Genomic DNA, 19,657 nt, shown 5'->3' on the forward strand with positions numbered 1-19,657 from the left:
CGACTTCCCGCTGCAGTGGCACTCGGCGGCGCGATCGCGATCGGCGCCATGACCGCTATTCAGGCCAGGATCAATGGAGTGCTGGGTGTGCGCCTCGACGACGGTATCGTCGCAGGCCTCGTCTCCTTCGCCGTGGGTCTTGGCGCGCTCGCCCTCGTCATTTTGTGCCTTCCCTCAGCCCGCAGGGGCGTCGCACGGCTGTGGCTAGGCGTCAAAGAGCGCACGATTCCGGTGTGGATGCTTCTTGGTGGAGCCTGCGGAGCGCTCACCGTGTCTACTCAGGGGCTCACCGCTGGCGTGCTCGGTGTTTCTTTGTTCACTGTCGGAGTCGTGGCAGGGCAAAGCCTGCACGGACTCGTGCTCGACCGCATCGGATTCGGTCCGGCTGGGGTCGTCGCTGTGACTCCTGGGCGCGTAATGGGCGGGGCGCTCGCGCTCGCCGCCGTCGCGATCTCCCTCTCCGGAGATGTGCTCGCATCAGCGCCGCTCTGGATGTTGCTGTTGCCCTTCGCCGCGGGCATCGGAATTGCCTGGCAGGCGGCCACCAACGGGCGTCTGGCTCAACGAGCGCGTTCACCGCTGGCTGCCACGTTGATGAGCTTTATTGCGGGGACCTTGATTCTCGCGCTGGCCGCGAGTGTCAGCGTTGCAGTGCGCGGGGTTCCCCAGACGTTGCCGCACGAGCCGTGGCTGTATCTCGGAGGCCTCCTGGGTGCCGCGTACATTTTGCTTGGCACCTTCATCGTGGCGCAGACAGGAGTGCTGTTGATGGGGCTCGGTTCTGTGCTTGGCCAGTTAGTTGCTTCGGTCGTCATCGACTTCGTATGGCCGACAGAGTCTGGACCAGCACCCTGGCAACTGATCACTATGGTGATCGTCGCTGTGGGCTCGGTCGTTGTCGCCGTGCCGTGGCGTCGGCGCTGAAAGCTACTTCTTCGTCTTCTTGCCCGGTATCGGCATGCGAGTCACGAGCGCGCTGGCGTCGATTGCTTTGCGTTTGCCCGGCTTCTTGCCTTCCGGTTTTCCGCCGACGTACAACCAGCCGAGGAGTTCTTCGTTCTTGCCGAGGCCGTGGGCTTTCGCCACGGCCTTGGAACGCGTGTAGTGCCCGGTGCGCCAGATGACGCCCCACCCTGCCTCGTCAAGGAGCAGGCTGAGCATGTGCGCGACTCCGGAAGCGACCGCCTCCTGCTCCCAGTGAGGAACCTTGTCGCTCTTCTGATAGCTGGCCACCACCGCGATGAGCAACGAAGCCCGCAGCGGTTTGGTCGACGGTGAGGAGTCGCTCTGTGCCTTGGCGATTGCCACGCCAAGCGTCTCTCGATCTGCGCCGCGCAACTCGATCAGCCGCCAGGGGCGAAGTGAGGAGTGGTCCGCGACGCGGCCAGCCGCTTCCACAAAAGTCAGCAGTTCGTCGTGGGTCGGAGCGGTGTCTGCAACCTTTGACCAGGACTGCCGAGCGCGGATCGCGTCGAGTGCGCTCACGGCGCGTCAGGCGTGAAGTTCAGCGCGATCGAGTTCATGCAGTAGCGGTCGCCCGTTGGTGTGCCGAATCCGTCGGGAAAAACGTGGCCGAGGTGTGAGCCGCAGTTGGCACAGCGCACCTCAGTGCGCGTCATTCCGAGGCTGTTGTCTTCGATGAGTTCGACCGCGTCGGGGCGGATCGATTCGTAGAAGCTCGGCCATCCGCACCCGGAGTCAAACTTCGTTCCGCTCTTAAAGAGCTCTACGTTGCACGCTCCGCAGGTGTAGAGACCTGCGCGCTCCTCGTCGAGATGCTCGCCCGTCCACGCACGCTCGGTCGCGGCCTGACGTAGTACGGCATACTGCTCATCGCCGAGCTCTTTGCGCCACTCGTCTTCGGTCTTGTCCACGCTGTACGACATGTGTCCTCCTCAGTTGTCTCCATTCTCTCCCTAACGGCTATGTATCGGGCGCAAGGCGACAGAATGGACGCATGAAGGATGAGGTTCAGGAACGCTACGCGCGGTTCGCTCGTGATGAAGCTCCTGGCCGAAGTGCGCTCTACGGGGAGTGGGCGTTGGGCGTCGCGGCAGATGAGGCACTGCGAGAGATTCTGCAGCGGATTCCTGCGACACGCAGGCAGCCACCTCTGGTCTTCGCCGTAACAAGAATGTTGGGGGCACCCCTCGCTGCGTTCCCACAGTGGCGCGAGTTCGTGTTGTGTAACGCCGAAGAGATCGTGGCAGAGTGCACGCAACGAACGCTGCAGACGAATGAGCCCTTGCGTCTCGCAGCACTTCTTCCTGTGTTTTCTGAGATTGAGGGACCGATCGCACTCTTAGAAATCGGTGCGGCCGCAGGGCTCTGTCTTTATCCAGACCGCTACTCATACCGCTTTGTGGGAGAAGATGGTGCGGTTCGCGCCACACTTGACCCGGCGAAGGGGCCCTCTGCCGTGTTGTTAGAGAGTCGAGTGTCTGGTCAGATGCCGGATCTACGCATACCGGAGGTCGTCTGGCGTGCGGGAATCGACCTCGCGCCCCTCGACGCGGCGGATGAACGGGATAGGCAGTGGCTCCAGGGGCTTGTCTGGCCGGGGGAGTCAGGGCGAGAAGGGCGGATCGCCGCTGCTCTAGACATCGCGGCGAGTGATCCGCCGCAGCTGTTCGCCGGGGATGCGTTAGAGCGCATTACCGAGGTTGCAGCGTTGGCACCTCAGGATGCGACGTTGGTGATCACCACGCCAGGGGTGTTGGTGCACATACCGAGGACTGCGAGAGAGGCTTTGGTGTCGACGATTTCGCGGCTGCCTGCCCGATGGGTCACCATCGATCCGCCGGGCATTCTCGATGTCTGGAAACCGCGTGTTGTCGAAGCTGATTGGCCTGGATTTGTCGTTGCGATCGACGGATATGTGCGCGCTGCTGCAGACCCGCTCGGGCGCTGGTGGGAGTGGCGAGCGGCTTCGAAGGCAAGCGCGGCCTAGCCTGGAGTCATGCTGGGAGATCTGACGGAGCGCGACCGCGCGATCCTTGCGCTCGAGGCTGACTGGCCCCGCCATAGCGGGGCGAAAGAAGAATTCATCCGCGCACAGTTGGGCATGAGCGCGGCACGGTACTACCAACTCCTCGGACGCTTGATTGAGTCGGAAGCGGCGCTGGAATACGACCCAATGCTTGTTCGAAGACTGCGTCGGCTTCGCGAATCGCGCGCGCGCTGGCGGTCGAAGCGCAGTCCTGGGTTTGTGAGCTGAATTGCAGTGGCACACTCCCTTAGCGAGTGTGCCTGGGCGGTGCGGCGCTCTTTGCCAGAACGTGCCGCTAGCATCGAGGGGTGTCTAAGCCCTCCCGAGATCGCTTCGATGACGTTCCCCGCTCGTCCGGTCGTGTGGGCGCGCATCGCGCCGAAGCACCCGGTATGAACGGATGGGTCGTTCTGCTGTGGTCGTTCGTCGCCGCGCTTGCGCTCATCATCGCCGGAATTTTCGGCTCCCTTGTCGTTATGGGGCGCGTCTCCCTTTTCCCGGAGTCTGCGCCGAGTGCTGTACCCACCCCGGTCGAGACGGGAGTGGTGGACACCACGATCTCCGTACTGATCTTGAACGGCACGCCTGACGAAGGTCTCGACACCCAGATGCGGGACCTGCTAATCAACGACGGGTGGGCGGCGGACAACGTCTTCGCCGGTGACAGCTCCAGCCAAGATTTCGCTGCGACGACTGTTTTTTACCTGAATGAGGAAGACGAGCTCGCGGCCATCGGTCTGGCGAACGTTCTCGGTGGTGCTGCGGTGCAGCAGAGCGATTATTACTCCGGTCAGACCGAAGACGGACAGACCCAATTCACGGTAGTGATCGGGCTCGACCGATCTGCCTCGGCATCCGAGACGCCGAGCGAGGCTCCGGCCTCCTAACGCTGCGATATGCGGCGGGTCTGGCGGCTTGCACTCGAAGGTGTCGAGTGCCAGAATGGCATTAGCACTCTCATACTCTGAGTGCTAAACCCAACGTCTACGTCCAGGAGGGACGAAAAAACTCATGGCAAAGATCATTGCTTTCGATGAGGAGGCCCGCCGCGGCCTCGAGCGCGGCCTCAACATCCTCGCCGACGCTGTCAAGGTGACCCTCGGCCCGCGCGGCCGTAACGTCGTCCTCGAGAAGAAGTGGGGCGCCCCCACGATCACGAACGACGGTGTCTCCATCGCCAAGGAGATCGAGCTGGACGACCCGTACGAGAAGATCGGCGCGGAGCTCGTCAAGGAGGTCGCCAAGAAGACCGACGACGTCGCAGGTGACGGAACCACCACCGCTACGGTTCTCGCACAGGCACTCGTCCGCGAAGGACTGCGCAACGTCGCAGCCGGCGCTGACCCGATCTCGCTGAAGCGCGGCATCGAAAAGGCCGTTGCTGCAATCACCGAGGAGCTTCTTTCCAACGCGAAGGAGATCGACTCCAAGGAGCAGATCGCCGCGACGGCATCGATCTCTGCAGCAGACCCTGCTATCGGCGAGCTCATCGCCGAGGCGATCGACAAGGTCGGCAAGGAAGGCGTCGTCACCGTCGAGGAGTCGCAGACGTTCGGCACCGAGCTTGAGCTCACCGAGGGCATGCGCTTCGACAAGGGCTACCTGAACCCGTACTTCGTGACGGACCCCGAGCGCCAGGAAGCGGTCTTCGAAGACCCGTACATCCTTATCGCGAACCAGAAGGTCTCCAACATCAAGGACCTCCTGCCCATCGTCGACAAGGTGATCCAGGACGGCAAGGAGCTCGTCATCATCGCCGAGGACGTCGAGGGCGAAGCTCTCGCCACTCTCGTGCTCAACAAGCTCAAGGGCATCTTCAAGTCCGTTGCCGTCAAGGCTCCGGGCTTCGGTGACCGTCGCAAGGCGCAGCTGCAGGACATCGCGATCCTCACCGGTGGTCAGGTCATCACCGAAGAGGTCGGACTCAAGCTGGAAAACGCCACGCTTGACCTGCTGGGCCGTGCGCGCAAGGTCATCGTCACCAAGGACGAGACCACGATCGTCGAGGGTGCTGGCGAGGCCGACCAGATCGAAGGCCGCGTCACGCAGATCCGTCGCGAGATCGAGAACACCGACAGCGACTACGACCGCGAGAAGCTCCAGGAGCGCCTCGCGAAGCTCGCCGGCGGCGTTGCCGTCATCAAGGCAGGCGCAGCGACTGAGGTCGAGCTCAAGGAGCGCAAGCACCGCATCGAGGATGCCGTTCGTAACGCGAAGGCAGCAGTCGAAGAGGGCATCGTCCCCGGCGGTGGCGTTGCGTTGATCCAGTCCGGCACGAAGGCACTCAACACGCTCACCCTCACGGGTGACGAGGCCACGGGTGCGAACATCGTTCGCGTTGCGATCGAGGCTCCGCTCAAGCAGATCGCGCTGAACGCCGGTCTCGAGCCTGGTGTTGTCGCGAACAAGGTCGCCGACCTCCCCGCAGGTGAAGGCCTCAACGCTGCAACGGGTGAGTACGTCGACATGTTCGGTGCAGGCATCATTGACCCGGCTAAGGTAACGCGCTCTGCGCTGCAGAACGCGGCATCGATCGCGGCACTGTTCCTCACCACCGAGGTTGTCGTTGCTGACAAGCCGGAGAAGAACCCTGCTCCGATGGGTGACCCATCTGGCGGCATGGACTTCTGATCCAACTCGCATAAAGAACGCCCCTGGCCTCGGCCGGGGGCGTTCTTTATTGTGCGGAGCAAGGCGCTCGAGTGTTCAGCGGGCGACGACTCAGCGGAACAGGCTGGCGGAGTACTGGTCGGCATCTGCATATTGCGAGGCGACGGAGCCGAGCGATGTTCCGATGGACTCGAGCACCTGTTCGACATGAAGCTGTGCCCCCTGCCACTGCTCTGCGCACCCTTGGAAAGCGTTAGACGCTGTGCCGACCCATGATGATTGCAGCTGGCGGAGCTGAGACATCAGTGTGGCCGACTCGCTTTGCAAGCGTTCGATAGTTGCGCGGGTTGCTCCGTGTGCCGCGCTGACGGCTTCCGTGTCGACGGTGAAAACAGACATTGAAACTCCTTCTTTCGGGGAGTTCTGACGCTATGCCGGAAGTCGTAGACGGGTTTCCCGCGACACTGTGCTGTGACGAGCCCTGTGCACAACGGGGATCATGCGGGACCCGTGCAGGAAAGCGTGTGCGCTGTCTAAGGCAGGTCGACGCGATCCAGTGGCTGGGTGTCTTCGAGCAGGTGCTCAGGAGTGGCACGCGCAGGTGCCAACGGGAAGGTGACGGTGAAGGTCGCTCCACCGCCGGGCGTCTCCGACACGTCAACGCCCCCGTGCAGTGCCTTCACGATCGAAGCGACGATCGCGAGCCCTAATCCTGATCCGCCGGTCTCGCGTGCTCGCGAAGTGTCTGCTCGCCAGAAGCGTTCGAAGATTTGGTCGCGAATCTGCGGCGGGATGCCCTCGCCGTGATCGACGATCGAGATGCTCCCCGTGCCGCGAACGCGATCGGAATCGACAACGATCTCAAGGGGGCCATCTTCTGGCGAGAAACGGCGAGCATTGCCCAGCAGGTTCGTCACGACTTGGCGCACCTTATTCTCTTCTCCCAACACGATGGGTGGCGTGCGCACTGGGAGGTCGGAAACCTCGGTGAAATCGATGGCAGCTGCTTGCTCTGGTTGCCGGGGGCGTCGGCGGAGCCTTGCGAGCGCATTGCGAGAGAGTCCGCGCGGTGCTGGAGGGGTCGCGACGGGTTCCGGCCGCGAGGGTTCATGAAGTGGCGGCGTCGATATGCTCTCCGCTGTGCGGTCGATCACCGTCACCGTCCGGTTGGGGGCCGCGGCACGCAGATCAAGTGCCGCATCCCGGGCGATGGGACGCAGATCGAGCGACACGATCTCTGGCTCGCGTTCTTCATCCAACCGAGCGAGGGCGAGGAGGTCCTCTACCAGGACACCCATCCTGATGGCTTCCTTCTCAATGCGCTCCATCGCGCGTGCGGTGTCTTCTTCGCCCTTGATCGCGCCCATGCGATAGAGCTCCGCATATCCGCGGACGCTCACCAGCGGTGTGCGCAACTCGTGGCTTGCGTCACCGATAAAGCGTCGCATGTGCTGCACGGTGCGATCGCGCTGCGCGAGCGAGCCGTCCACACGGTCGAGCATGGTGTTGATGGCAGTGTTCAGCCGCCCCACCTCGGTGGTCGGTTCGAGATCGGTCAGACGCTGTCGGAAGTCACCGGCAGCGATAGACATCGCGGTGGATTCAACCTGACCGAGTCTGCGGAACGTGAGCGTGACCAAGCCGCGAGTGAGTAGTGCTGCAATCAAGATCGTGATCAGCGCGATCGTGATGTAGATGCCGAAGTACTGTCCGATGATCCGGTCGGCTGGGGAAAGCGGTAGCGCGACAAGTTGGATGCGTAGGACGCCGCCCTCTGAGGCCACAACGGCGACAGCTCCGTGGAACACCTCCCCGTCGGGTCCCTCCATTTCTAAGGGAATGCGATCGGCGTTGACTGTGGCCTTCCCGAGCGAGTACTCGGCGGGGAATATAGGCGCCTCACCAGAGGTACCCTTCGCGGTCGCCATCAAGGCTCCGGAGGCGTCGTAGATCGCGAAGGAGAAGTCCCGCGGCTGCTCGTCGCGCGGAATGTAGGTAGTAACTCCGTCTACTGTGTTGGTCTCGAAATAGCGATCGACCAGATCGCTCGACACCAATGCAGGCAACTGCGTATCGATGTTCGCAACCAGAGCTGTGCGCAGTACCGGCACGGTGCCGATACCGGCGACAAGGAGCCCCAGGGCCAGAACGGCGACGGTGACGCCGGTGACCTTCGCTCGAAGGCTAATCCGCCGCCACCAGCTTGTGACCGCATCGGGCTTATGCGCCATCCGGTCCTCCTCTGGGGTGCCTCCGACAGACGACGGAGCTGGTGACGGTCAGGGGTGTCAGGCCGTCTTGCCGACCTTGAGCATGTAACCGAAGCCACGCTTGGTCTGAATCAGCGATTCTTCGGTGTGCGGGTCGATCTTGCGGCGCAAGTACGAGATGTAGCTCTCGACGATGCCTGCATCGCCGTTGAAGTCGTACTCCCACACGTGGTCGAGAATCTGTGCCTTCGACAGCACGCGGTTCGGATTGAGCATCAGATAACGCAGGAGCTTGAACTCCGTGGGGCTGAGCTCGATGGGTTCTTTGCCCACGTTGACGTCGTGAGTGTCTTGGTCCATGGAGAGCTCACCAGCACGAATGATCGACTCTTCGTCGGCTTGCATCGTGCGGCGGAGGATCGCCTGCGCCCTGGCGACGATCTCGTCGAGGCTGAAGGGCTTCGTGACATAGTCATCGCCGCCAGCGTTCAGGCCTTCGATCTTGTCGTCGGTGCCATCCTTTGCGGTGAGGAAAAGGATGGGGGCAGTGAACCCCGCGCCGCGAAGGCGCTTCGTCACACTGAACCCGTTCATGTCGGGAAGCATGACGTCGAGGATGATCAAGTCCGGCTCTTCCTCAAGCACGGCCGAGATTGTGGCGGCGCCGTTGGCGACCGTCTTCACCTGAAATCCGGCGAAGCTGAGACCCGTCGATAGCAGGTCGCGGATGTTGGGTTCGTCGTCGACGACCAGGATGCGCGGAGCAGTCATGTCCCCATTATGGTGACTCCGGCCATGTGGATGCTGACTATTGTGCGGAACGGCGCAGACTCGAGCCCTTCTTGGCGGGCAATAAAGGTTGGTCTTACGCGGATATCGCGTCAGAATCCATAATTGTGTAGCTATACCCCTGCTCGGCCAAGAACCTCTGACGGTTCTGCGCGTAGTCCTGATCAATCGTGTCGCGGGCGACGAGCGTGTAGAAGCTGGCTGTGTGACCAGACTCCTTCGGACGCAGTAGCCGGCCGAGGCGCTGAGCTTCTTCTTGGCGTGAGCCGAAAGAGCCAGATACCTGGATAGCGACAGACGCCTCTGGGAGATCAATCGAGAAGTTCGCCACCTTGGACACCACAAGAAGCGAGATCTCGCCTTCGCGGAATGCACGGTAGAGCTCTTCGCGTTCGTCGATCGGGGTCGCGCCGGTGATCTGAGGCGCGTTCAACGCATCGGAAAGCGACTCGAGCTGGTCGAGATACTGGCCGATTACAAGGATCCGCTCGCCCTCGTGCTTGGCAATGAGATCGCGGACGGCCTGAACTTTCGCGGGGGCGGAAGCTGCGAGCCGGTAGCGTTCGTCGTCCGTCGCGGCGGCGTACTCAAGTCGGTCGCTCGGAGGAAGATCAACGCGCACCTCGTAGCAAGCGGCGGGAGAAATGAACCCCTGCGCTTCAATCTGCTTCCACGGAGCATCGAACCGCTTGGGGCCGATCAGGCTGAAGACGTCGCCCTCTCGCCCGTCCTCGCGCACCAGGGTGGCTGTCAGACCGATCCGTCGCCGAGCTTGCAGATCTGCGGTGAGCTTGAACACGGGCGCAGGCAACAGGTGAACTTCGTCGTAGACGATGAGTCCCCAGTCCAAAGCGTCGAGCAGCGCCAGATGCGCATACTCACCTTTCCGCTTGGCGGTGAGGATTTGATACGTCGCAATGGTTACCGGCTTGACCTCTTTGGCCTGGCCGGAGTACTCGCCGATCTCTTCCGGAGTCAGGCTCGTCCGCTTGAGTAGTTCATCTCGCCACTGACGTGCCGACACTGTGTTTGTGACGAGGATCAACGTCGTCGTCTTGGTGGCAGCCATCGCACCGGCGCCGACAATCGTCTTGCCTGCGCCACAGGGAAGCACCACAACACCAGAGCCATCCTTAGAGAAGGCGTCAACGGCGTCTTGTTGGTAGGGCCGGATATGCCAGCCATCCTCGGCGAGACCAATGTCATGCGGTGTGCCGGGGGTGTATCCGGCGAGGTCTTCGGCCGGCCAACCGATCTTCAGAAGCTCTTGCTTGATCTGGCCCCGAGCCCACGCGTCGACAACAAACGTCTCAGGTGTCGGGTGGCCGATCAGTAGCGGCTGGATACGCTTGTTGTGAGCGACCTGGGTAAGCACCGCAGGATCGGACGATCGCAGGATCAGTGTTCCTTCGTCGTCGCGCTCGATCACCAGCCGTCCGTACCTGTTCACTGTCTCGCGCAGGTCGACTGACACCGACGGAGGCACGGGGAACCGCGACCAACGGTCGAGTGTTTCGAGCATGTCTTCAGCGCTGTGTCCCGCGGCGCGCGCGTTCCACAGACCGAGTCGAGTGATCCGGTACGTATGGATGTGCTCTGGTGCTCGCTCCAGCTCGGCGAAGATCGCGAGTTCGTGCCTGGCGCTCTCCGCGTCGGAGTGAGCGACTTCCAGCAGCACGGTGCGATCGCTTTGTACGATCAGGGGGCCATCAGACATAACTCACCAGTTTACCGGTCGGATGATGCCAGGGGCCTATGACGTGACAACCGCCGCCGCCCGGATACTCGACACCGGAAGAGTGCGCTCTACATCGGCCGCGCGATCGCGTCCACGGAGCCTGCCTCCGCCTATCCCTGTCGCTTCGAGAAGAAGCTCTTTGGTCGACCCATCTGGCATCCCGACGGTGACCCTGAGGACCGCTTTTGTTCGAACAGCAGCCTCGAGTTCACGATCGAGCCATGCGGCATCTGCGTCCACTCCCTGGTGCGAGCGGAGTCGAGAGATAAGCGGGAGCAAGTCAGCCGCATTGTCTTTGGAAGCCGGCTGTGGCGGCGCCGGATGTCGCGCGCTGACCAGCGGGGCACCGTCTGGCCCGACGAGGGTCGCGGGGTAGCGTGCGTCGGTCAGCGCCCAATACGCGGTGTCGCGACCTACGCGGCTGGTCAGAGCATCGTCGGCAGCTGTCAATGCCAGTGGGCGCAATGACTGATCAATCGCCATCGCCTCGATGAGGTGCGTATCGGAGCTTTCGATCCGCGTGCGACCGGTCTCCTCATCTGCGAAGACGCGGACGAGACCGTGCCGCTGACCGGTTTGTTTGATCAGGTAACTCAGTGGTTGGGGGATGCCCGTGAGCGTAACGGAGGTCAAAAAGTCGAGGATGGATTGCTCCGTCTCGCCTGTAGCGAATGCATGGGCGAGCGACTCTGCCGTGAAGCGGTAGGACGATGCCTGTGCAGCGGACTCGCGCGCGGCGATCGTGCGCAAGCGTACGTCCAGCGCTGGCTCAAGTGGGCCGGGGGCGATCGCGGTGAGGTCGTTCTGCAGAAAGATGCGATCGACTTCGGCGGGGAGCATCGCGACGAGGGCATCGACTTCTGCCGTGCCGCCACGCCGCAGTGCGGTCGTCCAACCGGGTTCCGATCCGTCCTCCGCGATCAAACCGAGCAGGTGTGCAGTTCCGCGGAGCGTCCGCGCGCGCTCCGGCCACGAAGGATCCCACGGATGCGCGTCGTCCCACACCTCAGGGGAGATCCATCCGCTGTCTTTCGAACGGATACCGCGCGGCAGGGCATCGCGAAAGGCCGTTGCAAGGGCTGCCCAGCGGTTCGCGGCAGACGCACGGAGCCAGTCCTCAGCGCGCAGGGTGGCACGCAGACGTCGATCGGCAGCAACGGCGAGTCCGGAGAGAATCGCAATGTCTGCGACGGTGTCGACGATCTCAATGGGAAGGCCTGCGTCGGCGAGCTGTCGTTTCTCGCCTGCGCTCATCCCGCCGCCTGTGAGCAAGGAGAACGGATTTTCTCTGGCGATGAGGAGAAGGTCAGCAAGGACGGCAACGGTCGTGAACGCTCGCTCTGCGGCATGCGCTGCTGCACTCTCTGATGCCGGCTGCGCTGGCGCCGCCGGAGGGAGAGGCAACGCGGAGCGACCAGCGATCGCGGCCTCCACAGGAGGGTGCGGCGATCCGTCTGGTCGCAGGAGGGCAAGCCCCGCGAGGTGCTCTTGTAACTCTCCTGCGCCGTCTCCGGATACTGCCGCCAGCAGCGCTGTTGCCTCCGCAGCGGTGAGCGTTGGAAGGATCTTGGTCAACGATGCTGGCTCGAGCAGCGCTTCCGCAGCATCGAAGAAGTCTTGCCAGGGTGCGTCCGCTCGCACGCCTCGCATCACAAACAATTGCAGGAGGTCATCATCGCTCGCGACGGCCAGCCAATCAGCGAGCGGTCGCGCGTGAGTACTCATGGCAGATCCCTCAGGAACGCGAAGACGCGCGACCCTTTCGGATGAAGCTCATCGTGAGCAACACGATGATCATGACAAACGCGAGAGGCAATCCCCAGTACGGGATAGCGGCGACTATCGGCCAAGCGCCCTCTCCGAAGGCAGCTTGATCCATGCCTGTGGCGGTGCCGATGATGATCGCGAAGAAGCAGACAACGGAAGCGGCAGCAATTCCTAACGCAGTGAACGCCAAAATCCGATCCACCCGGCGGATGGGAACGTCTGCCCCAGAACTCTGCATGCTCATCCGGCTCAGCTTACTCGCACCCTGAGCTACGGTCTGGCCTGCCCCGTGACCGGTAGGCTGAACTCACGCGCACAAGCGCGTAACTTTTTTGTACATCGATCTCAGCGAGGTTCTCCCATGCCCACCGGCAAGGTCAGGTTCTACGACGAAGACAAGGGTTTCGGCTTCATCGCCAGCGATGACGGCCAAGACGTCTTCCTGCACGCCTCTGCTCTGCCCGCTGGGGCCGCAGTTAAGGCCGGTGCACGCGTGGAGTTCGGCGTCGCCGACGGTAAGCGCGGCCTGCAGGCGCTGTCTGTGCGAGTGCTTGAGGCACCGCCCAGCCTCTCAAAAGCAAAGCGCAAGCCGGCAGACGACATGGCGATCATTGTCGAAGACCTCGTGAAGCTTTTGGACGGAATTGGCGGCGACCTGCGTCGAGGGCGCTACCCGTCATCCGGACACGGCCGCAAGATTGCTGCCGTACTGCGCAAGGTAGCTGATGACCTCGAAGCCTGAAGCTGACGCTCGTCTCATCGAAGCGCACGAGCTTGCTCTCGTGGCGTTGAGTGAGATCACGCCCGCCTCAACCGTCGGTCCGGCTGCCGGGTACCTTGCAGAAGAAGACGGCTCCGTATCGCTGCGTTTCGAAAATCGGCTCGCGGGGTACCCCGGGTGGTACTGGACAGTTACCGTTGCACGTGTTGACGGTGAAGAGCCCACGGTGCTTGAGGTCGAACTCATCCCAGGCGATGGTGCTCTTCTCGCGCCAGAGTGGGTTCCGTGGGCGGAGCGACTCGCCGAGTACCGCGCACATCAAGTCGAGCTCGCCGAGGCGGCTGCGGCAAACTCCGACGACGACGCAGATGACGACGTCGATGCGGACGATGATGACGCAGACGATGATGCAGACGACGACGACGACGATGACGACGATCTGGACGACGGCGACGCAGACATCTTGCATGCCGGGGATCTCGACGGCGTCGACATCGACGAGCTAGACGACGCCTCAGACGACGACGCCTCAGACGACGACGCCTCAGACGACGCCGACGCCTCAGATACAGACGCCGACGAGGCCGAAGAAGAAGAGTGACCCTGGGCGCTTATGCGCCCTGGTTCTCCAGCACGAAGTCGATCGAACGGGTCAGCTGGCGCACGTCGTCTGGCTCGATGGACACGAACGTCGCTACTCGGAGCTGGTTGCGGCCGAGCTTGCGGTACGGCTCAGTGTCGACGATGCCATTGGTGCGAAGCGTCTTGGCGATTGCCGCCGCGTCGATGCTGTCGTCGAAGTCGATCGTGACGACCACAGGGGAGCGATGCGCCGCGTTGGTGACGAAAGGCGTCGCGACCGCTGAAGCTTCGGCCCAGTTGTAGAGCACAGACGACGATTCCGCTGTGCGCTGCGCGGCCCACGAGAGTCCGCCATTGTCGAGGATCCAGCGCAGCTGGCTATCGAGAAGGTGCAGTGTCGTGAGCGCAGGAGTGTTCAGCGTTTGGTTGAGTCGCGAGTTGTCCACCGCGTTCTTCAGGCTCAAGAATTCGGGGATGTAGCGCCCGGACGCCGCGATGCGCTCGATGCGTTCGATGGCAGCTGGCGAGACGGCTGCGAACCACAAGCCGCCATCAGAGCCGAGGTTCTTCTGCGGAGCGAAGTAGTACACGTCTGCTTGCTCCGCTGAGAAGTCGATTCCGCCCGCTGCGCTGGTGGCGTCGATGACCGTCAGTGCCCCATCAGCGGTGACACGCTGGACGGGGGCGGCGACTCCGGTGGACGTTTCGTTGTGCGGCCAGGCATAGACATCGATACCCGGCAGAGCTTCAGCGGTGGTCAGAGAGCCTGGTTCGGCCTTGCGCACATCTGGTGCCTCCAGCCATGGAGCACCGGCGGAGGCTGCGAACTTGCCTCCGAACTCGCCGAAGACGAGGTTCTGGCTACGACGCTCGATGAGACCGAAAGAAGCGGAGTCCCAGAAAGCGGTAGAGCCGCCGTTACTGAGGATGATTTCGTAGCCCTCTGGGAGGCGGAAGAGCGCAGCGAGCTGTTCGCGGACGCTCCCGACCAGATTCTTTACGGGCGCTTGGCGGTGCGAGGTACCCAAGAGCGTCGCGCCGGACGCGACCAGAGCTTCGACCTGCGCAGGGCGCACTTTCGAGGGGCCACATCCGAAGCGGCCGTCAGCGGGCAGGAGGTCACGGGGAATCTCGATCGCCATGGGTCGATTCTAAGGGGGTGCGAGACGGCTCGTTTGTCTCAGGTGCCGGGACGATGCCCCTCCGGGAATGTAGGCTTACCTAAGAAGACGCGGAGGGCCTGCACATGACCGATCTGATCGACACCACGGAGATGTACCTCCGCACCATCCTCGAGCTCGAGGAAGAGAACATCGTGCCACTGCGCGCGCGCATCTCCGAGCGACTCGGGCATTCAGGACCAACCGTCTCGCAGACGGTGGGCCGCATGGAACGCGATGGCCTCGTTGTCGTCTCAGAAGACCGCACGCTGGAGCTCACAGACGCCGGTCGCCGCAAGGCTGTCGATGTGATGCGCAAGCACCGTCTTGCTGAGCGTCTGCTCTCCGACGTGATCGGGCTCGACTGGGCGTTCGTGCATGAAGAGGCCTGTCGCTGGGAACACGTCATGAGCGAACAAGTAGAGCGTCGTCTCGTGGAGCTTCTCGGGCACCCGACTGAGTCGCCGTACGGCAACCCGATTCCAGGTCTCGACCAGCTCGGTGATATTCCCGCCCGGACTTTTCACGAGGGAGTCATCGGCCTCGTTCAGCGACTGAATGCCGCAGGCGGACCCGTCGAGGGAACAGTGCGTCGCCTGGCCGAGCCGGCTCAGGTCGACCCGGAGTTGCTTGAGCAGCTCCGTGACGCCGGCGTTATGCCGGGCGCACACGGCGACTTCCGCTTCAGTGAGGGCTACGTCCTTATCCAGATGGACGGCAAAGAAGACGGACTCGAGCTTCCGGTAGAACTCGCATCGCACATCTTTCTGGTCGGCGATCCTTCCTGATTCCGCGCGAAACCGGGGGCGTGGTGGCCACGGAAGGAAGGTCGACGTTGTCTTCCCCGCGGATTGCCAGTTTCCCAGGGTGACATGATCGTTATCTTCCGGTAACCTCGGTCAAGTCGCCAGCGAAGAAGCCCGCTGGGGATGAACCCGCGAAGATTGCCTTCCAGGCTCGTCGTCTTCACGGCAAGAATGCACAAACCACCCGAGCTACATTCGTGCCACGAGAGCAGAGTGCCGACGAGCCAGCGCTACCCGAAAGCGCGAGGGCCCAGGAGGATCAAGTTTTGGCCGCAGACATCGAATCGCCCGCGAAGAAGACATCTGAAAATCGAGAGCTGGCCCGCCGCACAGGGGCGCCAGTGGGCGCGCGAAAGATCGTAAAGCCACTTCGCTCCATCGCCATCTTCGGCGCCGTGGGGGCGCTCGTTGCCGGTATCGCTCTTCCTGCTTTCGCTTCGCCGAAGCCTGCTGAGGCAGCGCCTACGACATTGCAACAGCTTGCTGCTGTGGATGCTCAGTCTCTGGTGGTCGCTTCCGATGCCACCGCAGCGCCATTGAGCCGCGGTACTTTCAGCGCCACCACGCCAGAAGAGATCGCAAAAAAGAAGGCGGAGGAGGCAGCAGCTGCTGCTGCCGCTGCGACCGCCGCGGCCGCATCTGCGGTATCCACGTCATCGTCATCTTCAGCGTCGTATAACTCCGCGGGATACGCGCTTACTTCGCCTGGCTCTGGTGAGGTGCGGTATCCGCTTCCGCTCGGCTCCTGGACAGTGAGTCGCACGATCGGTGGCGGACACAACGGAGCAGACATGATCGCTGCCGCTGGCACCCCGATTTACGCGGCCGCAGCCGGAATCGTTCGCGTTTCCACCGAGAACATCGGCGGGTATGGTGTGGCTGTCATGCTCGATAGCGTCGTCGGCGGCCAGCGAGTCCAGACCACTTACCCCCACATGCTCTATGGTTCGCGGCAGGTGGCGGTCGGACAGACTGTATCTGCTGGCCAACTGCTTGGGTATGTCGGAAGCACCGGTCGTTCGACCGCGAACCACCTGCATTTTGAGGTTTGGGTTAACGGTGGCCTCGTAGAGCCGATCTCTTGGCTTTCCGCTAACGCTGGTTGATTCGCAGACACGCTTCTCTTCATTCACCGAGAGTTTCGCCATCCCTTCACTCGGATGGGTTAGCCTGATCCCGTTGCCGTACTGGTGGGAGAGGCTGATGGAACGAATACCGACCATCCGAACCATGGATGCCCTCGGTCGTCATGTCCTTCTGCATAGCCCGCAAGGAGTCCACGCACTTACCGTGCGCGAAAGGCGCTGTCTTTAGACAGCGCCTTTTTTCGTCCCTGCGATCGCTCTTCCCTCGTACGACTTCGTGTGAGTCGAGAGTGCCGGGAAGCCGTCCCGGCGGATCGAGAGGATGACGAATGCGCACACTGGTCCTAAACGCTGGGTATGAGCCGCTCGCGGTGGTTTCTTTCAAACGCGCGCTGGTGCTTGTGATGAATCACAAGGCCACCGTGATCGAACGAGTAGAAGATGATCCCGTCTGGGGGACGCACGGTACGTATGATCGCCCCGCGGTCATCGTTCTCGCGCGATATGTTCGGGTACCCATGAGCCGGCGCGTTCCCGTCACCCGCCGTGGCGTGCTCCGCAGAGATAATCACCGTTGCGGCTACTGCGGAAAGTCTGCGGCCACCATCGATCATGTGCTGCCGCGCTCACGCGGAGGCGCAAACTCCTGGGAAAACCTGGTCGCGTGCTGCCTCCGTTGCAACAACGTCAAGAGTGACCGCACACCCCAGGAGATGCGCTGGCAGCTGCGGTTCACCCCTCGCCCTCCACACGGCACGGTGTGGACGGTGCGCGGTACCGAGCGCAGCGATCCTCTGTGGGATCCGTACTTGGCACTCGCCGCTTAGAACGCAAAACAAATGCGAGAAGGGTCCACCCGAGGGTGGACCCTTCTCGCATTCGTGCCCTCGACAGGATTCGAACCTGCGACCTGCCCTTTAGGAGAGGGCTGCTCTATCCCCTGAGCTACGAGGGCGTGCGTCCAGTCTAGGCGACAGGGCGCACGCCCTCGTGATCAGTCCTGCCCGCGTCGCCAGAGCTTCGATGGCCACCAGATCGCCTTGCCGATGTCGTACGTCAACGCGGGGACGAGCAGGGAGCGGACGACGAAGGTGTCAAGCAAGACGCCGAACGCGACGATGAACGCAAGCTGCACCAGGAACAGGATCGGGATCACTGACAGTGCCGCGAATGTGGCAGCCAGTACCAAGCCAGCAGACGTGATGACGCCACCGGTGATGGAGAGGCCTCGCAAGATGCCTTCCCTGGTGCCGTGAGCCTTGGATTCTTCGCGAACCCGTGTCATCAAGAAGATGTTGTAGTCGATCCCCAAGGCCACAAGGAACACGAAGCCATACAGCGGAACTGCGGGGTCAGCTCCGGGGAAGTCGAAGATTCCATTGAAAACGAGGGCGGCAACCCCCAGTGCGGTGCCGAAAGAGATCACTGTGGTCAGAATCAGCAACACCGGCGCGAGAACAGAGCGCAGCAACAGCATCAGAATGAGCAGGATCACGACGAGAATCACCGGAATGATCAGGTTGCGGTCGTGAATTGACGCATCGTTGGTATCGATCGAGGTGGCAGTGACTCCACCGACGAGCGCATCCACATCGCTGAGATCGCTGCGGAGCTCTCGCACGGTGCCGGCTGCAGCCTCCGAGTCAGCCGCATCGGTGAGTGTTCCTTGAAGGAGTACTTCGCCGTCGACGGTCGTGGGCTCAGGCGCAGGGGTGCCTGGAGGGCCGAAAGCGGTGATTCCGTCTTCCGTAACGGGGGCAGATCCACTCGGGGAATCGGATGCCGTCACCGAGACGCCGTCGATGCCATCGCTCGCAAGCAGGATGTCGGCTGCGTCCTGGAGCTCGTCTTCCGCGACGACCACATAGACCGGGCTTCCGGAGCCACCGGGGAAGTGCTCGCCCAAAGCCACCTGGCCATCGCGTGCCTCAGAGGCCCCGAGTACCAGGTCGGACTGCGGGATGCCGTCGGCCTTCAGCTGCGTGATTCCCGCAGCACCGACCAGAAGCACCAAGGTCGTCACGATCCAGATCGCCCGGGGGCGACGCTTGATGAGACCAGCAAGTCGCGCCCAGAGGCCAGTGGTGCGCATACCGTGTTCTTCGGCCACGACCTCAGGCTCGAAGCGAGGGCGCCGCGGCCAGAAGACTGCGCGACCGAAGAGCAGCAGCAGAGACGGCAGTAGCGTAAGAGCTGCCAACATCGCGAACACGATGCCGATCGCGGCTACAGGGCCGAGGGTGCTGTTGGACTTGAGGTCGCTGAGCAGCAGGCACAGCAGCCCGGCGATAACGGTGCCGCCGGAAGCGGCGATCGGCTCGACGGATCCCTTCCACGCCGCGAGAACCGCTGTTCCCTTGTCTTGGGACACACGGAGTTCTTCTCTGAAGCGCGCAACGAACAGCAGAGCGTAGTCGGTGGCAGCGCCGATCACGAGAATGAACAGGATGCCCTGGGTCTGCCCGCTGAGCAACAGAATCTCGAACTTCGCGAGCCACCACACCACGAGAAGTGCCACGCACAGCGCAAAGAGGCTCGTCGAGAGCACGACAAGGGGCAGCAGGAACGAGCGGTACACCAGCACCAGGATCACGAGGACCGCGAGAAGCGCGACGCCCAGGAGAAGGCCGTCGATGCCGGCGAACCCGGCAGCGAGATCCGCTGTGAATCCCGCAGGGCCGGTGATGTAGACCGTGATGGTGTCTGGTACAGCCGCGCGCAGCTCTTCACCGAGCGCGGTCGTGGCGTCGGCAAGCTCCGCATCGCTGCTGATCGGGATGAACGCCTGAACGGCCTTGCCATCGTCAGACGGGATCGCAGGAGAGACCTCATCTGTGACGCCTTCCACAGAGGGAGCGTCAGCGACAGCCTCGGAGATGGACTCCAGCTCCGCCTCCGTGAGTTCGTCATCGGAGGTGAAGACAGCGATCGCAGGAATTGCTTCGCTGTCGTTGAACTCTCCGAGCAACTCTTGCACTTGAGTCGCATCCGCGGACTCTGGAAGGTAGGTGGTCTGGTCGTTGGACGATACCTCATCGACTTTTCCGAAAAGCGGGCCGCCGAGTGAGGCACCCACCAGCCACGCCAAGATCAGCACCACCGGGATGAAGACACGCACCCAGGAGCGGCGTCGAGAACGCTCCCTAATGGGGGGAGTCGAAGTGGGGGCGGAGCGAGACATCGGGTTCCTCTCGGAGGGG

20 protein-coding genes and 1 tRNA gene are annotated in these 19,657 nt (G+C 62.5%); 10 read left to right on the plus strand and 11 right to left on the minus strand.

Annotated features, from left to right (window positions below; all coding sequences use genetic code 11):
- Positions 1-15 precede the first annotated feature (15 nt).
- On the plus strand, positions 16-924 hold the full coding sequence (locus AB0O87_RS06270) for a DMT family transporter (RefSeq protein WP_363512963.1): 909 nt from the start codon (positions 16-18) through the stop codon (positions 922-924).
- 3 nt (positions 925-927) lie between these two features.
- On the opposite strand, the gene AB0O87_RS06275 is transcribed toward AB0O87_RS06270, so the two are convergent.
- Both AB0O87_RS06275 and msrB read right to left on the minus strand, forming a co-directional pair.
- Positions 928-1,485: a nitroreductase family protein gene (locus AB0O87_RS06275; protein WP_363512716.1), complete on the minus strand. Its 558-nt coding sequence runs from the start codon at positions 1,483-1,485 to the stop codon at positions 928-930.
- Positions 1,482-1,886 carry a peptide-methionine (R)-S-oxide reductase MsrB gene (gene msrB / locus AB0O87_RS06280; protein WP_363512719.1) on the minus strand — a complete coding sequence of 135 codons (405 nt, stop codon included), beginning with the start codon at positions 1,884-1,886 and terminating at the stop codon, positions 1,482-1,484. Before msrB ends, AB0O87_RS06275 begins: the two co-directional genes overlap by 4 nt.
- Positions 1,887-1,957: 71 nt before the next feature.
- Here msrB and AB0O87_RS06285 point away from each other — a divergent pair, with 71 nt between their 5' ends.
- The 4 genes from AB0O87_RS06285 (at position 1,958) to groL (ending at position 5,620) form a co-directional block, all read left to right on the plus strand.
- Positions 1,958-2,950: a DUF2332 domain-containing protein gene (locus AB0O87_RS06285; protein ID WP_363512722.1), complete on the plus strand. Its 993-nt coding sequence runs from the start codon at positions 1,958-1,960 to the stop codon at positions 2,948-2,950.
- A gap of 9 nt (positions 2,951-2,959) precedes the next feature.
- Positions 2,960-3,217, plus strand: coding sequence for a DUF3263 domain-containing protein (locus tag AB0O87_RS06290; RefSeq protein ID WP_363512725.1), 258 nt, complete (start codon positions 2,960-2,962; stop codon positions 3,215-3,217).
- Positions 3,218-3,297: 80 nt separating this feature from the next.
- Positions 3,298-3,876, plus strand: a complete 579-nt coding sequence (locus AB0O87_RS06295; protein ID WP_363512728.1) for a LytR C-terminal domain-containing protein — start codon at positions 3,298-3,300, stop codon at positions 3,874-3,876.
- A 124-nt stretch (positions 3,877-4,000) separates the two neighbouring features.
- Complete coding sequence (gene groL, locus AB0O87_RS06300; RefSeq protein WP_363512731.1) at positions 4,001-5,620, plus strand: chaperonin GroEL; 1,620 nt, start codon at positions 4,001-4,003, stop codon at positions 5,618-5,620.
- Between the two features lie 90 nt (positions 5,621-5,710).
- Here groL and AB0O87_RS06305 read toward each other — a convergent pair whose 3' ends face one another.
- The 6 genes from AB0O87_RS06305 to AB0O87_RS06330 all read right to left on the minus strand — a co-directional run bounded on the left by AB0O87_RS06305 (position 5,711) and on the right by AB0O87_RS06330 (position 12,347).
- Positions 5,711-5,998 carry a WXG100 family type VII secretion target gene (locus AB0O87_RS06305; RefSeq protein WP_363512734.1) on the minus strand — a complete coding sequence of 96 codons (288 nt, stop codon included), beginning with the start codon at positions 5,996-5,998 and terminating at the stop codon, positions 5,711-5,713.
- 134 nt (positions 5,999-6,132) lie between these two features.
- The gene (locus AB0O87_RS06310) at positions 6,133-7,830 is read right to left on the minus strand and encodes a HAMP domain-containing sensor histidine kinase (protein WP_363512737.1); all 1,698 of its coding nucleotides are present in this window, start codon (positions 7,828-7,830) and stop codon (positions 6,133-6,135) included.
- A gap of 57 nt (positions 7,831-7,887) precedes the next feature.
- Positions 7,888-8,580: a response regulator transcription factor gene (locus AB0O87_RS06315; protein WP_363512740.1), complete on the minus strand. Its 693-nt coding sequence runs from the start codon at positions 8,578-8,580 to the stop codon at positions 7,888-7,890.
- Positions 8,581-8,674: 94 nt separating this feature from the next.
- Entirely contained in the window at positions 8,675-10,315 is a 1,641-nt protein-coding gene (locus tag AB0O87_RS06320; protein WP_363512743.1) for a DNA repair helicase XPB, read from the minus strand.
- 36 nt (positions 10,316-10,351) lie between these two features.
- Positions 10,352-12,061 carry a helicase-associated domain-containing protein gene (locus AB0O87_RS06325; protein WP_363512745.1) on the minus strand — a complete coding sequence of 570 codons (1,710 nt, stop codon included), beginning with the start codon at positions 12,059-12,061 and terminating at the stop codon, positions 10,352-10,354.
- 10 nt (positions 12,062-12,071) lie between these two features.
- Positions 12,072-12,347: a multidrug ABC transporter ATPase gene (locus AB0O87_RS06330; protein WP_363512748.1), complete on the minus strand. Its 276-nt coding sequence runs from the start codon at positions 12,345-12,347 to the stop codon at positions 12,072-12,074.
- Positions 12,348-12,464: 117 nt separating this feature from the next.
- Between AB0O87_RS06330 and AB0O87_RS06335 the strand changes: the two genes are divergently transcribed.
- Both AB0O87_RS06335 and AB0O87_RS06340 read left to right on the plus strand, forming a co-directional pair.
- Positions 12,465-12,845 (plus strand): cold shock domain-containing protein, encoded by a 381-nt coding sequence (locus tag AB0O87_RS06335; RefSeq protein WP_363512751.1) that lies wholly within the window; start codon positions 12,465-12,467, stop codon positions 12,843-12,845.
- The gene (locus AB0O87_RS06340) at positions 12,829-13,425 is read left to right on the plus strand and encodes a DUF3027 domain-containing protein (protein ID WP_363512754.1); all 597 of its coding nucleotides are present in this window, start codon (positions 12,829-12,831) and stop codon (positions 13,423-13,425) included. The genes AB0O87_RS06335 and AB0O87_RS06340 overlap by 17 nt, the downstream gene beginning before the upstream one ends.
- A 10-nt stretch (positions 13,426-13,435) precedes the next feature.
- Here the strand turns inward: AB0O87_RS06340 and serC are convergent, their stop codons facing one another.
- A complete protein-coding gene (gene serC, locus AB0O87_RS06345) occupies positions 13,436-14,548 on the minus strand; it encodes a phosphoserine transaminase (protein ID WP_363512757.1) in 1,113 nt (370 codons plus the stop codon).
- Positions 14,549-14,652: 104 nt separating this feature from the next.
- Between serC and AB0O87_RS06350 the strand changes: the two genes are divergently transcribed.
- The 3 genes from AB0O87_RS06350 to AB0O87_RS06360 all read left to right on the plus strand — a co-directional run bounded on the left by AB0O87_RS06350 (position 14,653) and on the right by AB0O87_RS06360 (position 17,284).
- Positions 14,653-15,354 (plus strand): iron dependent repressor, metal binding and dimerization domain protein, encoded by a 702-nt coding sequence (locus tag AB0O87_RS06350; protein ID WP_363512760.1) that lies wholly within the window; start codon positions 14,653-14,655, stop codon positions 15,352-15,354.
- A gap of 284 nt (positions 15,355-15,638) precedes the next feature.
- Positions 15,639-16,478, plus strand: a complete 840-nt coding sequence (locus tag AB0O87_RS06355) for a M23 family metallopeptidase (protein WP_363512763.1) — start codon at positions 15,639-15,641, stop codon at positions 16,476-16,478.
- A gap of 308 nt (positions 16,479-16,786) precedes the next feature.
- A complete protein-coding gene (locus AB0O87_RS06360; RefSeq protein ID WP_363512766.1) occupies positions 16,787-17,284 on the plus strand; it encodes an HNH endonuclease in 498 nt (165 codons plus the stop codon).
- Positions 17,285-17,339: 55 nt separating this feature from the next.
- On the opposite strand, the gene AB0O87_RS06365 is transcribed toward AB0O87_RS06360, so the two are convergent.
- Positions 17,340-17,412 (minus strand) — tRNA-Arg (locus AB0O87_RS06365).
- Between the two features lie 39 nt (positions 17,413-17,451).
- Entirely contained in the window at positions 17,452-19,638 is a 2,187-nt protein-coding gene (locus AB0O87_RS06370; RefSeq protein ID WP_363512769.1) for an MMPL family transporter, read from the minus strand.
- Positions 19,639-19,657: the final 19 nt, after the last annotated feature.

The sequence above is a fragment of the Microbacterium sp. NPDC076768 genome (assembly GCF_040687205.1).
Lineage (GTDB): Bacteria > Actinomycetota > Actinomycetes > Actinomycetales > Microbacteriaceae > Microbacterium.